The following is a 14,212-nucleotide window of genomic DNA, read 5'->3' on the forward strand; positions in this document are numbered from 1 at the left end:
CCGTGACCCACACCTCTAACGGAACCTCATGTCTAGTCACCTCTCCGCTCCGGATTCCGCCGGGGCGCAGGAGCACCGGGACCGGCCGACCCGCCGGGCACAGGTCCACGCGGTGGCCGTGCTGCTGGCCACCACGGTCCTCCCGCTGACCATCACCGGGGCGTCGGTCGCGCTGCCCGGCATCCAGCACGACCTCCAGACCAGCACCGTCGCCGCGCAGTGGGTGGTCAACGCCTACAACGCGACGTTCGCCGCGTTCCTCGTGCTGGGCGGCGCGGTCACCGACCGGTGGAGCCCCTACCGGGTGTTCCTGTCGGGGGTGGCGGTCTTCGCGGTCGCCTCCGCCGCTTCGGCGTTCGCGCCGACGGTGCTGGTGCTGAACCTGACCCGCGCCGTCACCGGCGTCGGCGCGGCGGCCACCGTGACCGGCGGGGTGGCGCTGCTGTCGGTCGTGCTGACCGGCCGGGCGCAGGCCCGCGCCTTCGGCCTGCTGGGCACCCTGCTCGGTGTGGGGTTGGCGTTCGGACCGCAGCTCAGTGGCGTGGCGTTGGAGACGCTGGGGTGGCAGGCCGTGTTCGGGGTGCCCGCCGCGGTGGGCGTGCTGGTGATCGGCCTCGTCCTGGCCACGCGCCGGCCCGCCGCCGGACGCCGGACGTCGGCCCACCCGCCGTTCGACTGGGCCGGGGCGCTGCTGTTCACCGGAGCCTCGCTGATCGGCATCGCGACCCTGGTGGAGGCCCCCCGGCTCGGGGCGACGCATCCGCTGCTGTGGGGCGGGGCGACCCTGTCCGCCGTGCTGCTGCTGTTGTTCGTCGGCGTGGAGCGTCGGGTGGCGCACCCGGTGACCGACCTGACGCTGCTGCGCAATCCCCGGTACACGGCGATCGCGATCACCGCGGGCACCCTGATGGTGGTGCTGGTGCCGATCCTGGTCTACCTGCCGTCGTACCTGATCAACGTGGTGGGCCTGTCCCCCACCGAGGCGGGCGCCTGGATGCTGGTGCTCACCGCCCCGACGATCGCGTTGCCGCCGGTGGGCGGCATCCTGATCAGGAACATCGGGATGACCCCGGTCCTGGTCACGTCGGTGGTGCTCTGCGGGATCGGCGCGCTGGGGCTGGTGACCCTGTCGCCGGGCAGCACGTTGCCCGCCATGGCGCTGCCCCTGATGGCCATCGGGGCGGGGGCCGGGCTGCCCTCCGGTCACATCGACCGGCTCGCCGTCTCCGAGGCGGACGAGAGCCGCCGGGGGGCGGCGGCCGGGCTGTTCAACACCATCCGGCTCTCCACCGAGAACGTGAGCATCGCGGCGGCCGGGGCGTTCATCGCCGCCGCGAGCCCCGTCGGCCTGCGCGGCCGGCACTTCACCGACGCGCTGCACACGGTGGCGCTGGTGCTGGCGGCGATCGCGATCGCCGTCGCCGTGCTGCTCGTGGTCGTCGACCGGCGGGCCCGGGGCGCGGGCCGGGTGGAACACGCCGCGCCGGCACCGGTACGACCGGCGGTGAGCGAGTAGCCGGGAGCCGTCGCTCAGCCCAGGCTGATCACCGGTCGGGTCAGGGTCTCGTCGGCGTACCCGTCGTCGGAGGCGAGCCACCGGCCGAAGTCCCCGTCCCGGTAGGCGGTCGCGAGGGTGAGCCAGCCGAGGAAGAAGCCGCTGCCGCCGCAGGTGACGACACCGCCGTCGCCGCCGCACACCACCGTCGGCTCGGTCGTCACCTCGTACCGGTAGGAGTCCTGGCCGATCGCCAGCCCCCAGCGGTTCGGCGTCCGGTGCACCCCGGTCGGATGCTCGACCGGGTAGCCGTCGTCGGGGCTGTCGTCGCCCCAGCGGAACAGGGTGGTCGCGCCCGCGCCGCAGGCCCACTCCCACTCGTCCGGGCTGGTGGTCCGCAGACCGAGGGCGGCGAGGGCGGCCATCGCCTCGTCGTGGTCGAACTCCTCGACCAGCACGGCCCGGACCACCCGGCCGGTCCCGTCCAGCTCGACGGTCAGCCCGTCGGCGGAACTCACCGTGCCCGCCCCGTCACCCCGGGGGCCGAGCGACGCGACGAGTTCACCGACCCGAGGGTCGTCCGGCGGCACCGGCATCTCGCCGGGATCGAACGCCTCCACCGCGACCAGCATCGCCGGCAGGTCGACGTCGCGCACCGGCGAGGTCATCGCGTCGACGTACTCGGTCAGCGGCGGCAGGCCGTACTCCTCGGCGCTGTCGGCGTAGCTGGCCACCTGGCCCGCGCCGGGGTGGAACCGGGACGCGTCGTAGCCGAGCGTCGGCCGGCCGCCGGGCACCAGCGCGAACCTCAGCCCGCCCCGGTCGAACACCGCCGTCCGGTGCGGGCGTCCCGCGTAGCCGGTGTCCCGCAGGCCCACCACGGTCAGGTCGTGCCGCGCCGCGATCTCCCGGGCCAGTCGGCCGGCGGCCTCCTCGGAGCGGTCGTTCCACTGGTCGACACGGAGATCGGCGTACGACATCGGCCCAGGATAGGACCGGCCGCGCCGGCACCGAGGGGCGGGTGCGCCGCCCGCCGGGTGTGGTCAGTAGCCGATCCGGAAGGTGGCGTCCTGCCGGTCGGTGGCCGGTGAGCTGCCGGTGAGCGGGTCGATGCGCAGCAGGTAGTCGTAGTGGCGCAGGTACCGGTCGGGGAAGTTGTACGAGCGGAACGACGTCCACGAGGAATCCGCGAGGCCGGCCGTGCGGTAGAACGTGGCGTCGCCCCGGAACGCGCTGGTGCCGTCGTCGGCCGCCAGCCGGATCGTGTAGTTGTAGTGGCGCAGGTACCGGTCGGGGTAGTTCACCGAGCGGAACGACACTCCGGCCGGATCGGCCAGGCCGGGCACCAGGGTCCACAGCTGGTCCTGGTACGGCTCGAACGGGTACGTGTCGATGCGTCCGACGTTGTCGGCGTGCCGTAGGTAGCGGTCGGGGAAGTTGTACGACTTGATCCGGTTCCAGGTGGGCAGCCCCCAGGCGGCGGTGAGCGCGGTCAGCTCGGCCGCGGTGACCGGGGCGATCCCGGGGTGCTTGGAGTTCAGCGGTTGGGTGTACGCCCGGTCGTTGAGCAGGCTCCACGCGCCGCCGGCCACGTTGGTGGTCTGCCAGCAGAAGAACCGGCCGTTGGGGCTCCACGTGTCGCCCCACAGGTACCACGTGTTCGTGGTGTGGGACTTGACGATCTGCGGGGCCTCGACGCCCCGGCCGGGGCCGATGGCGGCGGTGTGGATGCTGAAGCTGCCCGGGTTGAGGGTGGTGGAGCGGGTGCCGAGCAGGGTGCTGTTGGTGTTGTTCTTGAAGTACATGTAGTTGACCCCGTTGACGCTGACGAAGCTGCCGTCGATGGCGTCGTAGCCGGGGTCGAAGAACGTCTGCGGGGCGGACGCGGTCACGAAGTCGGCGGTGTAGTTCACCATCAGCACGTTGCGGCCGCCGGTGACGGCGGAGTAGACGACGGCGTACTGCCCGCGCCCGGGGTCCCAGTACGCCTCGGGCGCCCAGGCGTGGGTGGCGAGGGAGTGCACCTTGAGCAGCCGGTATCCGGTGAAGGTGCGCAGGTCGGCCGAGTCCCAGACGTGCAGGTACTGGCTCTGGTAGTTCCAGTCGGTGCCGTTGAGGTCGGTCGCGAGCACCACGAACCCGCCGTTCTGCTTGCGCAGGATGAACGGGTCGCGCAGGCCCCGGCTGCCCAGCGTGGGGGTGGCGACGGGGCGGTTCTGGTTGAGCGGGGTCCAGTTCAGGCCGTCGGTGCTGACGGCGAGGTGCAGGCCGTAGCTGGCGGCGGTCATGCTCGGCGATTCGGTGAAGTAGGCCATGACGTAGCCGTCGCCGGGGGCGGCGGACGCGGTGGCAGGGCGTAGCAGGGTCGCGCCGGCGAGGGCGGCGCCGGTGGCGGACAGCAGGGTACGACGCTTCAACGGGCACCTCGGGGTGATGGCGGCGGGGTGGCGGTGATCCCCGTACGTTATCGCTAACATCGATGACGTCAAGTGTCCGGAAAGGCCGGTCGTCCCCTGCCCCGCAGGTGGGACGCCACCGGGCAGGCCACCGCTTCCCGGGCCGGCCCGCCTCCGCTCAGCGCGTCGCCGAGGCGTGGCGGTCCAGGGCGCGGAGCAGGTTGCCGCCGAACACGTCGGCCGCCTCGGCGGCGGAGAGCCCGTCGAGGCCGACCGGGTGCAGGGTCTGGGCGAACGACACGTGGTCGAGGCTGGGGGCGAAGTCGGAACCCCAGTAGAGCCGCTGCGCGCCGAAGTGGTGCAGCAGCGTCTCGACGAAGGGCCGGGCGGCGGTGTGCGGGTAGCCCTCGGCGGGGTCGCTGACGGCGTACAGGCCGGAGACCTTGACCCCGACGTGGGGCAGCCGGGCCAGGTCGGTCAGCGGGGCGAGCCGGGCGGCGGCGACCTGCGGACCCGGGACGGTCGACTGCCGGCCCGGCAGGCCGAGATGGCTGAACAGCACCGGGCACCCGTCGAGGGCGGCCAGCGCACGGCCGAGCCGCCCGGCCGCCTCGGGCGGGGCGTTGAGGCTGAGCAGCGTCGCGGTGCCGGCGAGCGTCGCGGCGGTCCGCGTCAGCCAGTCGGCGAAGGTGTCGGCGGCGGCCGGGTCCGGCAGGTACGCCGCGATGCCGGCGAATCCCGCCGACCGGATGCGGTCCAGTCCGGCCGGGTCGACGCCGGTGACCGGAACGTACGCCAGGGGGGCGATCCAGTCGTGTGTCGCGGCGAGCCGGGCGAGGTGCCGGTTGTTGCCGGTGAACTCCGGGCCGCCCTCGTAGCCGACCACGAGGGCCCGCGCGATGCCGTGTTCGTGGCGCAACGTCCGGTAGACGGCGAGTTCGTCACCCCCGGCCGGTGACCTTCCGTACCGGCCGGGATAACCGTCGGCGAACAGGTGCAGGTGGGCGTCGGCGCGTTCCATGGCCGGACCCTAACCGATTCTGAGCTGCCCATTGACGCGGGAGGACCCCTCGCTTAGGTTCTTGTCTCAATTAGGTCCGGATTATCGGACGTAGGCGAGGAGTGAACCGCGTGGTGCAGGCGCACGAGGACGTTGACGATCTGGTACGGCTGCGTCGGCAGCTTCACCAGCACCCCGAGCTGCGGTTCACTGAACAGCAGACCGCTGCGGTGCTCGCCGGGCGGCTCGCGTCGATCGCCCGGGTCCGCACCGGTGTCGCCGGCACCGGCCTGCTCGCGGAGATCGAAGGACGTACCGAAGGACCCTCGGTGTTGCTTCGGGCCGATATGGACGCCTATCCGGTGCAGGACGCCAAGCAGGTGCCCTGGGCGTCGACCAACCCGGGGGTCTGTCACGCCTGCGGGCACGACGTGCACATGACCGTGATGGCCGGCGTCGCCGCCCGGCTCGCCGCCGACCCGCCCGCCCGGGGCTCGGTGACCGTGCTGTTCCAACCGGCCGAGGAGATCCCGTTCGGCGCGACCTCCGGCGCCGCCGCGGTGCTCGCCGACGAGGCCCTGCGCGACCGGCGTTTCGACGCCGTCCTCGGCCTGCACTGCTGGCCGGACCTGCCGGTGGGGACGATCGGGGTGGACCGGGTGACCGCGATGGCGGCCAAGGACGCCTTCCGGTTCGAGGTGACCGGCCGGGCCGCGCACGCCGCCACCCCGGCCCTGGGCCGCGACGCCATCCTCGGCCTCGCCGGCATCGTCAACCTGCTGCACGCCGGGGTGGCCCGCTCCCGCAACCCGCACGAGCTGGTGGCCTTCAACATCGGCACGATCGCCGGTGGGGCCAGCCAGAGCCAGGTCGCCGAGCGGGCCGAGGCCACCGGCACGCTGCGCACCCACGACGAGACCGTCCGCGCCCGGCTCAAGGAGGTCATCGAGCGGATCGCCCGGCAGCAGGCCGCCGCGCTCGACCTGGGCCTGCGGTTCACCTGGGCCAACGAGATGCCCCCGGTCCGCAACGCGGCAGCCCTGGTGGCGCTCGCCCGCACCGAACTGCCCGGGGTGGTCGAGGTCGCCGACCTGACCGAACCCCCACTGACCACCGACGACTTCGCGCTGCTCGCCGCGCTCGGCCCCAGCCTGTACGTCAAGCTCGGCGTCACCGGCGAGCAGGGCGGCGCGCCGCTGCACTCCGGCGCGTTCGACGTCGACGAACGCTGCCTCGACGTCGGGGTGTCCGCCCTGGAGCGGCTCACCCGGGCGGTGCTCGACGGCCGGCTGGCCGCTCCCGACGGTCACGGGGACGCCGGGGCCGGCCGGCCCGGCCCGGGTGACCGGGCCGACGCCGTCGAGGCGGTGGGGGCGTGAGCCGCCCGTCGGTGGCCGTGATCGGGGCCGGGGCGTTCGGGGTCCGGCACCTGGCCGCGTACCGGTCGCTCGGCGTGCCGGTGGCCGCCCTGGTCGAGCCGGACGCCACGACCCGCGCCCGGGTGGCCGCCGACTACCAGGTGCCGCAGGCGTACGCCGACGTCGCCGCCCTGCTCGCCGACACGACGCCGGACGCCGCCTCGGTCTGCGTGCCCGGCCCGGCGCACCGGGCGGTGGCCGTGGCGCTGCTCGACGCCGGGGTGCCGGTGCTGGTGGAGAAGCCGCTGGCCACCACCGTCGCCGACGCCGCCGCCATCGTCGACACCGCCGGACGCACCGGCGTGCTCTGCCAGCCGGGGCACCTCCTGCGGCACAGCCCACCGCACCGCGCCCTGCACGACGCGATCCGCGCCGGCCGGCTCGGCGACGTGCTCGCCGTGTCGTCCCGCCGCGACCGGCCCCGCACCCTGAGCCGGCTCTTCCCGCGCGAACACCCCGCGCTGCTCACCGCCGTCCACGACATCGACCTGGCCCTCTGGTACGCCGGAGCGCCCGTGGTCGAGGTCCGCGCGGCGGCCCGGACCCGACCCGGATCGGCGACCCCGGTCCTGGTGTGGGCGGAGCTGCGACACGCCAACGACGTCGTGTCGTCGATCCGCAACAGCTACCTGCTTCCCGAGAGCACTCCCCACCACACCTCGGACCTGGTCGAGGTGTACGGCACCGACGGGGTCGCCCACGTCGACCTCGGCCACCCCATGCTGCTCGTCCAGGGCGAGCCGACCGAGGCGCCGGACTGGCTGCTGTCCCCGGTCGACGGCGGCGGCGCGCTCGCCGCCGAGCTGCGGCACTTCCTGAGCCGGATCGACGGCACCGCACCGACGGCGGTCGTCCCGCTCGCCGACGGACTGCACGTGGTGCAGGTCGCCGAGGCCGTGGCCGGCAGCGCCGACAGCGGCGGCGCGGTCCGCCGACTCCCCTGAGCCCCCCACTTGTGACAGGAGCTAAACCGATGTTTCGACGGAGATTGGCCGGCGCCCTCGCCGCCGGCATGGCCGCCGCCGCCCTGCTGACCGGATGCGGTGGCGACGACGCCGCCGACGGCCCGGTCACCCTCAAGGTGCTGACCTGGGAGCCGGGTGGGGCCGAGTACTGGAAGCAGGTCAAGACCAGCTTCGAGGGCAGCCACCCGGACATCAAGCTGGAGATGCAGTCCGTCCCGTTCGACAAGTACCCCGAGGTGCAGGGCCCGTACATCACCTCGCAGTCGGGGCCGGACGTGATGGCCAACAACGCCGGGCTGGAGCTGTTCGACAGGCGCGGGGCGTACGTGCCGCTGGGTGACAAGGCCGCCGAGATCACCAAGGACCTGGTCACCTACAGCGGGGCCTGCGAGGGCTTCGACACCGGCAAGACCTGCTACGGGGTGCCGTTCTCCTACCAGGGCAACGTCCTGTACTACAACAAGGCCGTCCTGACCGCCGCCGGGTTGAACCCGGAGCAGCCCCCGGCCACCTGGGACGAGTTCGGGGCCGCCTGCGAGGCGGTGAAGAAGGCCGGCAAGACCTGCCTGGCGCTGGGCCTGTCCGGCACCTTCCCCGCGTACTGGGACTTCCCGGAGATCGCCCGTAACTACCTGACCGAGGACGACATCCGGGCGCTGCTCGCCGGGAAGCTGTCCTGGAAGGACCCGAAGCTGGTGTCGGTGCTCGGCAAGCTGGCCGAGATCACCACGAAGGGCTGGGCCAACAAGAACGCCCCGTCGATCACCATGCTGCCCGACGGCGCGGACATCTTCCAGCGCGGCGACGCCGCGTTCGCCGGCACCATCATCTCCGACGCGGTGAACTGGGAGGCGTTCGGCAAGGCGCTGGGCGACGACAAGCTCGGCGTGACCCGGTGGCCGGCGATCGACCCGGCCGCGCCGCTGGCCGGCAAGTTCTCCGGCATCGAGGGCGCGGTCTACGGGGTCACCCAGTGGAGCGAGAAGAAGCAGGCCGGTCTGGAGTTCATCAGCTGGCTCGCCGGTAAGGAGAACGGCGAGCTCTGGGTGAAGTACGGCAAGGGCCAGCCGCTGAACAAGACCGTCGACAAGGCGCTGCTGCCGTCGTCGCCGGCCTTCCTCAAGATCCAGGAGCTGGTCGCCGAGCCGACCCTGCACGCCGGCGTGATGCTCTCCGGCCCGGAGGCCGACGCCCTGGCCCGGGGCTGGCAGCAGGTCACCCTCGGCCAGCTCACGGTGGACAAGTGGGCCGACCAGATGCAGCAGGCGCTGGAGCGCAGCCCCACGAAGAAGCAGGGCAAGTAACCACCGGTGGGTGGGGCGACGCCGTGTCGCCCCGCCCGCCCGACCCGGGGAGAGGAACCCTGATGACGATCTCCACCGCGCCGGTGTCGGACCCGGTGGCCGCCGACGCCCCACCCGCGCCGACCCGCCGGCGGCACCGCCCCGGGCATGCCCGGGAGTGGTGGCTGGGCGCCGCGCTGGTGCTCCCCGCCGTGGTGCTGGCCGTGCTGTTCAAGCTGGTGCCGCTGGTCCGGGGGGTGGTCACCAGCTTCGAGTCGTCCAGCGGGTTCGGTGGCAGCGAGTTCGCCGGGGCGGACAACTACACCCGGATGTTCGACGACCCGATGGTGCTCACCAGCTTCCGCAACGCGCTGCTGGTGGTGGCCACCCTGCCGGTGTGGATCGTGCTCCCGCTGATCCTGGCGCTGCTGATCCACCAGCGGTCGCCCGGCTGGAAGTTCTTCCGGGCGGTGTACTTCGTGCCGTACACCATCGCACCGATCGTGGTCGGCATCATGTTCCGGCAGATCCTCGCCCCCGACGGGCCGTTGAACGCCCTGCTGCGTTTCGTCGGCCTGGAACCGCTGGCGATCGAGTGGCTCAACGGCCGCTACAGTGCACTGTTCTCGCTGGTGGCCGTCGCCCTGTGGAGCTTCTTCGGGCTCGGCGTGATGACCTACCTCGCCGGCCTGGCCACCATCCCCGAGGAGACCCTGGAGGCGGCCTACCTGGACGGGGCCGGGTTCTTCCGACGGCTGTGGTCGGTGGTCGTGCCGATGTTGCGCCCGACCGTGGCGTACTGGAGCGTGCTGTGCGCCTCGGGCGTGCTGATCTGGCTGTTCCCGCTGATCTACGCGTTGACCCAGGGCGGTCCGGGGGACGCCACCATGCTCCCCGAGTACCTGGTCTTCCTCACCACCTTCCAGTTCCTGGACCGCGGCTACGGCTCGGCCATCGGCATCGCCCTGTTCGTCTTCGTCGCCGTGCTGTCGATCTTCAGCGTCCGGCACATGTTCACCGAGGGGACGCGTAAGCCGCGATGAACCCGCGCCACTTCGCCCGGATCGGGCGTTACCTGTTGACCTTCGCGCTGGTCGTCGTCGCCGTCGCGGCGATCTACCCGCTGCTGTTCACCGTGGTCAGCTCGGTGAAGACGCAGTCCGGTTTCGCCGCCGACCCGTTGGGCCTGCCGGCCGGGATCACCTTCGAGAACTACCTGGAGGCGTTCCGCCGGATGGACATGCCCCGGCTGCTGCTCAACTCGCTGATCACCACGCTCGGCGGGTTGGTGCTGTCGGTGCTCGCCGCGCTGCTGGTCGCGTACGCGGTGACCAAGCTGCGGTTCCGGGGCGGCAAGGTGGTCTTCCTGCTGATCATCATGACGCTGACCATCCCCAGCCAGGCGATCATCTACCCGCTGTACCAGACGGTGCTGGACCTGGGCATGTCCGGCCAGTACCAGGGCCTGATCCTGGCGTACGCGGCGTTCGGGCTGCCGCTGGGCACCTACCAGCTCGCCGGCTACTTCCAGCAGGTGCCCGACGAACTGATCGAGGCGGCCCGGGTCGACGGCGCGGGACACCTGACCATCCTGTTCCGGCTGCTCGCCCCGATCGCCACTCCGGCGATCGCGGCGCTGGCCATCTTCAACTTCGTCTGGATGTGGAACGACCTGCTGCTGCCGTTGGTCATCATGGGCGGCTCGGACAGCAAGACGCTGATGGTCGGCGTCTCCCTGCTCAGCGGCCAGTACGACGTGTCGGTGCCGCTGGTCAGCGCCGGCCTGATCGTGGCGCTGCTGCCGGTGCTGATCGTCTACCTGGTCTTCCAGCGGCAACTCGTCTCCGGCGCGCTCGCCGGCTCCGGCAAGTGACGCCGGCCGCCCGCAGCCGGGTGACGCAGGCCGGGGTGCCGGCGGTCGTCGGCCCGGCCCCGGCCGGGGTGCCGGTGAGCGGGACGCCCCTGCGGGGGCGTCGGTGAGCGGGGCGGCCGGGCCGGGTGAGCAGGTGTGCCACCTGTACCGGCTGCGCCCCGGCGCGCAGGCCGAGTACGAGCGGCGGCACGCCCGGGTGTGGCCGGAGTTGTCCGCGCTGCTCGACGAGGCGGGCGTCTACGACTACCACATCTACCGGCACGACCTGCTGCTGATCTGTGTGCTGCGGACCCGTCACGGGTTCGCGCACGCCCGGGCGGTGACCGCCGGCTCGCCGGTGCAGGCCCGCTGGACGGCGTCGCTGGCGGAGCTGTTCGCCGAGATCGCCGACGCCGACGGCGAGCCGCTGTGGGCGTACCCGGTGTTCCACCATCCGGGGCAGCCGCCGCCGTGAGCGGCGCGGGCGTGCCGCGACGGCCCGGCGGGGAGTCCCCCGCCGGGCCGTCGCGGTGCCCGCCGTCAGACCGCGTACGCGACCGAACCGTCGGCGCGCAGCGGGATGCGGGTCACCGGCCGACCGGTCAGGTCCAGCGGCCGGATGTCGGCCAGGTCGAGGGTGACGCCCAGGCCGGGTTCCTGCGGCACCGGCAGGAACCCGCCCTCCCGGCGGACGCAGGCCCGCGCCGGACCGTCGGCGAGCTGGTCGTCCAGCGGCGAGTACTCCTGGGTGACGAAGTTCGGGATGACCGTGTCGAGCTGCACCGAGGCCATGGTGAGCAGCGGACCCAGGCAGTTGTGGGTGACCACGGCCGCGTGGTGCGCCTCGGCCAGCGCGGCGATCTTACGGGCGTGGCTGAGCCCGCCGGCCAGCCCGACGTCGGGCCGGACGTACTGGGCGCCGCCCTGGGCCAGCAGCTCCTTGAACTCCCAGATGGTGTGCAGCCGCTCCCCGTTGGCCATCGGCACCTCCGGCGCCCGCCGGCCCACCTCGGCCTGGCTGCTCACGCTGTCGATCTGGATCGGGTCCTCGACCAGCAGCGGCAGGTGCCGGGCCAGCGCCGGCACCACCGCCTGCGCCTGCAACGGGGTGAGCTTGCGGTGCAGCTCGATGAGCAGGTCGACGTCCGGGCCGACGGTGTCACGGACGGCGGCGGTGGTGGCCTCGGTCTCGGTGACCAGCCGGGCCTGCGACAGGTCGCCGTAGTTCGCCGGCAGCGGGTCGAACTTCACGGCGGTGAAGCCGTCGGCGACCGCGGCGGCGGCCTGTTCGGCCAGCGCCTGCGCGCCGGTGCCGGGCAGCAGCAGGTGCAGCCGGATGCGGTCGCGCACCCGGCCGCCGAGCAGCTGCCACACCGGCACCCCGAGCCGCTTGCCCAGCAGGTCCCACAGCGCCAGGTCGACGGCGGAGACGGCGGCGGTGAGCACCGAGCCCCGGAACGGGCCCATCCGGTAGAGGTGGTGCCAGTGGTGCTCGATCCGGTCCGGGTCGGCCCCGAGCAGGTACGGCCGGAACGTCTGCGTCACGGCGTGCACCGCGTCGGGGTATCCCCAGCACGCGGACTGGCCCACCCCGGTCCGCCCGTCGGACGTGCGTACCTGGACGAAGTGCGCGTCCCCGCGTACCGCCGACTCGACCTCGACGATCTCCATGCCGACTCTCCCAAATTAGAGACCAATAACGGCCACAAACTTGCTTGTGCACTCTTCCATAGCCTTGGACTGCTGGTCTAGGCTCCACAACCAACGAGCCGGAATAGGGCTCAATTATCTCTGGGGGTGTGATGGGGCAGCTCGACGACTATCGGCTGATGGCCCGGATCCGCCGGTTCGAGGAGCGGCTGACCGCCCTCAAGGACGCCGGCGAGATCCCGGGATCGATCCACCTGTGCAACGGCCAGGAGGCCATCCCGGTCGGCGCGTGCCGGGCGCTGCGCGACGGCGACCACGTCACCGCCACCTACCGGGGTCACGGCTGGGCGATCGCCCGGGGCGTCGACCTGACCGGCCTGTTCGCCGAGATGATGGGACGCGACTCGGCGCTGTGCGGCGGACGGGCGGCCTCGCCGTACCTGTCCGACCCGGGACGCTGGTTCGTCGGCGAGAACTCCATCGTCGGCGCCGGCGTGCCGATCGCCACCGGGGCGGCGCTCACCGCCCAGCGCACCGGCAGCGGGGCGGTCAGCGTGGTCAGCATCGGCGACGGCGCGATGAACCAGGGCAACGTGCACGAGGCGCTCAACCTCGCCGCCGTGCTCGACCTGCCGCTGGTGCTGGTGCTGGAGAACAACGTCTACTCCGAGATGTCCCGGATCTCCGACATGGTGCGCGTCCGGCAGCTCGCCGAACGGGCCGCCGGCTACGGCCTGCCCGGCCGGGTGGTCGACGGCAACGACCCCGACGCCGTCGCCGAGGCGGTCACCGAGGCCGTCGACCGGGCCCGGGAGGGCTCCGGCCCGTCCATCGTGGAGGCGATGACCGAACGCCTCGTCGGCCACTACAGCGGCGACGTGCAGCACTACCGCCCGGCCGGCGAGATCGCCGCCGCCCGGCAACGCGAACCGCTGGCCCGCATCCGCCAGGCCGCCGACGCCGACCTGACCGCCCGGCTCGACGCCATCGACGCCGAGGTGTCCGCCGAGATCGAAACCGCCGTCACCGCCGCCCGCGCCGTCCCCCACCCGGACCCGGCGACCGCCGAGGAGCACGTCTATGTCTGAGTCGCTGCGCTACATCCAGGCCGTCAACGCCGCCCTCACCTGGGCCCTGGACAGCCGGACCGACACCATCTACTTCGGCGAGGACGTCGCCCTGCCCGGTGGGCCGTTCGGCGCGACCAAGGGGCTGCACAAGCGGTTCGGCTCCGAGCGGATCTTCGACACCCCGATCTCCGAGACCGGCTTCCTCGGCATGGCCCTCGGCGCGGCCATGACCGGGCTCCGCCCGATCGCCGAGATCATGTACGCCGACTTCTCGTTCGTGGCGATGGACCAGATCGTCAACCAGATCGCCACCATCCACTACTCCAGCGCCGGCCGGTGGAAGGCCCCGCTGGTGATCCGGATGCAGCAGGGCTACTCCCCCGGCGCATGCGCCCAGCACTCGCACTCGCCGGAGGCGTACTTCGCGCACACCCCCGGCCTGCGGGTCGCCCTGCCGGCCACCCCCGACGACGCGTACCAGATGCTGCGCACCGCCGTGGTCAGCGACGACCCGGTGGTGGTCGCCGAGGCCCGGATGCTCTACCCGACCCGGGGCCCGGTCCGCACCGACGCCCCGGTCGAGCCCGTCGGCGGGGCCCGGGTGGTCCGCCCCGGCACCGACGTCACCGTCGTGGCCTGGTCCCGGATGGTGTCGGCGGCCCTCGACGCCGCCGGCACCCTGGCCGAGGAGGGCATCGACGTCGAGGTGGTCGACCTGCGCTGGCTCAACCCGCTCGACTTCGACACCGTCGCCACGTCGGTGGCCCGCACCGGCCGGCTGGTCGTCGCCCACGAGGCGAACCTGACCGGCGGCTTCGGCGCGGAGATCGCCGCCCGCGCCGCCACCGAGTGCTTCACCGACCTGCGCGCCCCGATCGCCCGGGTCGCCGCCCCGGACGTGCCGATGCCCGCCGCGCCCGCCCTCCAGGCGGTCGTGGTGCCCGAGGCGGCCACCGTCGCCGACGCCGTCCGCCGGACGGTCCGGGCGTGAACGACGCCGTCCCGCCCGCCGCCGCGGGCGCACCCGAGGCACACCCGCCGGCCGGCGGAGCAGGCACCGGTGCCGCACCCGCCGGTCTGCTC

At 72.9% G+C, this 14,212-nt stretch carries 13 protein-coding genes; 9 read left to right on the forward strand and 4 right to left on the reverse strand.

The genetic code is table 11. The features are described 5' to 3' along the window. The first annotated feature begins 28 nt into the window (after positions 1 to 28). Positions 29 to 1,516, forward strand: coding sequence for an MFS transporter (locus H1A17_RS19970; protein ID WP_194822633.1), 1,488 nt, complete (start codon positions 29 to 31; stop codon positions 1,514 to 1,516). Between the two features lie 14 nt (positions 1,517 to 1,530). On the opposite strand, the gene H1A17_RS19975 is transcribed toward H1A17_RS19970, so the two are convergent. The 3 genes from H1A17_RS19975 to H1A17_RS19985 form a co-directional block, all read right to left on the reverse strand. Further along, on the reverse strand, positions 1,531 to 2,475 hold the full coding sequence (locus H1A17_RS19975; protein WP_194822634.1) for a hypothetical protein: 945 nt from the start codon (positions 2,473 to 2,475) through the stop codon (positions 1,531 to 1,533). Positions 2,476 to 2,538: 63 nt separating this feature from the next. Then, entirely contained in the window at positions 2,539 to 3,912 is a 1,374-nt protein-coding gene (locus H1A17_RS19980; protein ID WP_228543876.1) for a glycoside hydrolase family 43 protein, read from the reverse strand. Positions 3,913 to 4,069: 157 nt separating this feature from the next. Next, positions 4,070 to 4,912, reverse strand: a complete 843-nt coding sequence (locus H1A17_RS19985; protein ID WP_194822636.1) for an amidohydrolase — start codon at positions 4,910 to 4,912, stop codon at positions 4,070 to 4,072. A 110-nt stretch (positions 4,913 to 5,022) separates the two neighbouring features. On the opposite strand from H1A17_RS19985, the gene H1A17_RS19990 reads away from it, so the two are divergent. The 6 genes from H1A17_RS19990 (at position 5,023) to H1A17_RS20015 (ending at position 10,884) form a co-directional block, all read left to right on the forward strand. After that, positions 5,023 to 6,270, forward strand: a complete 1,248-nt coding sequence (locus H1A17_RS19990; protein ID WP_168222453.1) for a M20 family metallopeptidase — start codon at positions 5,023 to 5,025, stop codon at positions 6,268 to 6,270. Beyond that, on the forward strand, positions 6,267 to 7,253 hold the full coding sequence (locus tag H1A17_RS19995) for a Gfo/Idh/MocA family protein (protein WP_194822637.1): 987 nt from the start codon (positions 6,267 to 6,269) through the stop codon (positions 7,251 to 7,253). The genes H1A17_RS19990 and H1A17_RS19995 overlap by 4 nt, the downstream gene beginning before the upstream one ends. 29 nt (positions 7,254 to 7,282) lie before the next feature. Beyond that, positions 7,283 to 8,578, forward strand: coding sequence for an ABC transporter substrate-binding protein (locus H1A17_RS20000; protein ID WP_228543877.1), 1,296 nt, complete (start codon positions 7,283 to 7,285; stop codon positions 8,576 to 8,578). 62 nt (positions 8,579 to 8,640) lie between these two features. Then, positions 8,641 to 9,600 (forward strand): carbohydrate ABC transporter permease, encoded by a 960-nt coding sequence (locus tag H1A17_RS20005; RefSeq protein ID WP_145919337.1) that lies wholly within the window; start codon positions 8,641 to 8,643, stop codon positions 9,598 to 9,600. Next, complete coding sequence (locus H1A17_RS20010; protein ID WP_194822638.1) at positions 9,597 to 10,430, forward strand: carbohydrate ABC transporter permease; 834 nt, start codon at positions 9,597 to 9,599, stop codon at positions 10,428 to 10,430. The genes H1A17_RS20005 and H1A17_RS20010 overlap by 4 nt, the downstream gene beginning before the upstream one ends. Positions 10,431 to 10,533: 103 nt before the next feature. Next, positions 10,534 to 10,884: an L-rhamnose mutarotase gene (locus H1A17_RS20015; protein ID WP_145919335.1), complete on the forward strand. Its 351-nt coding sequence runs from the start codon at positions 10,534 to 10,536 to the stop codon at positions 10,882 to 10,884. A gap of 65 nt (positions 10,885 to 10,949) precedes the next feature. Here H1A17_RS20015 and H1A17_RS20020 read toward each other — a convergent pair whose 3' ends face one another. Continuing rightward, a complete protein-coding gene (locus tag H1A17_RS20020; RefSeq protein WP_145919334.1) occupies positions 10,950 to 12,080 on the reverse strand; it encodes a mandelate racemase/muconate lactonizing enzyme family protein in 1,131 nt (376 codons plus the stop codon). Between the two features lie 131 nt (positions 12,081 to 12,211). Between H1A17_RS20020 and H1A17_RS20025 the strand changes: the two genes are divergently transcribed. Both H1A17_RS20025 and H1A17_RS20030 read left to right on the forward strand, forming a co-directional pair. Continuing rightward, complete coding sequence (locus H1A17_RS20025; RefSeq protein ID WP_145919333.1) at positions 12,212 to 13,147, forward strand: thiamine pyrophosphate-dependent dehydrogenase E1 component subunit alpha; 936 nt, start codon at positions 12,212 to 12,214, stop codon at positions 13,145 to 13,147. After that, positions 13,140 to 14,120, forward strand: coding sequence for an alpha-ketoacid dehydrogenase subunit beta (locus H1A17_RS20030; protein WP_145919332.1), 981 nt, complete (start codon positions 13,140 to 13,142; stop codon positions 14,118 to 14,120). The genes H1A17_RS20025 and H1A17_RS20030 overlap by 8 nt, the downstream gene beginning before the upstream one ends. Positions 14,121 to 14,212 lie beyond the last annotated feature (92 nt).

It is taken from the genome of Micromonospora sp. S-DT3-3-22 (assembly GCF_015354745.1).
In the GTDB taxonomy this organism is placed as follows: domain Bacteria; phylum Actinomycetota; class Actinomycetes; order Mycobacteriales; family Micromonosporaceae; genus Micromonospora; species Micromonospora wenchangensis.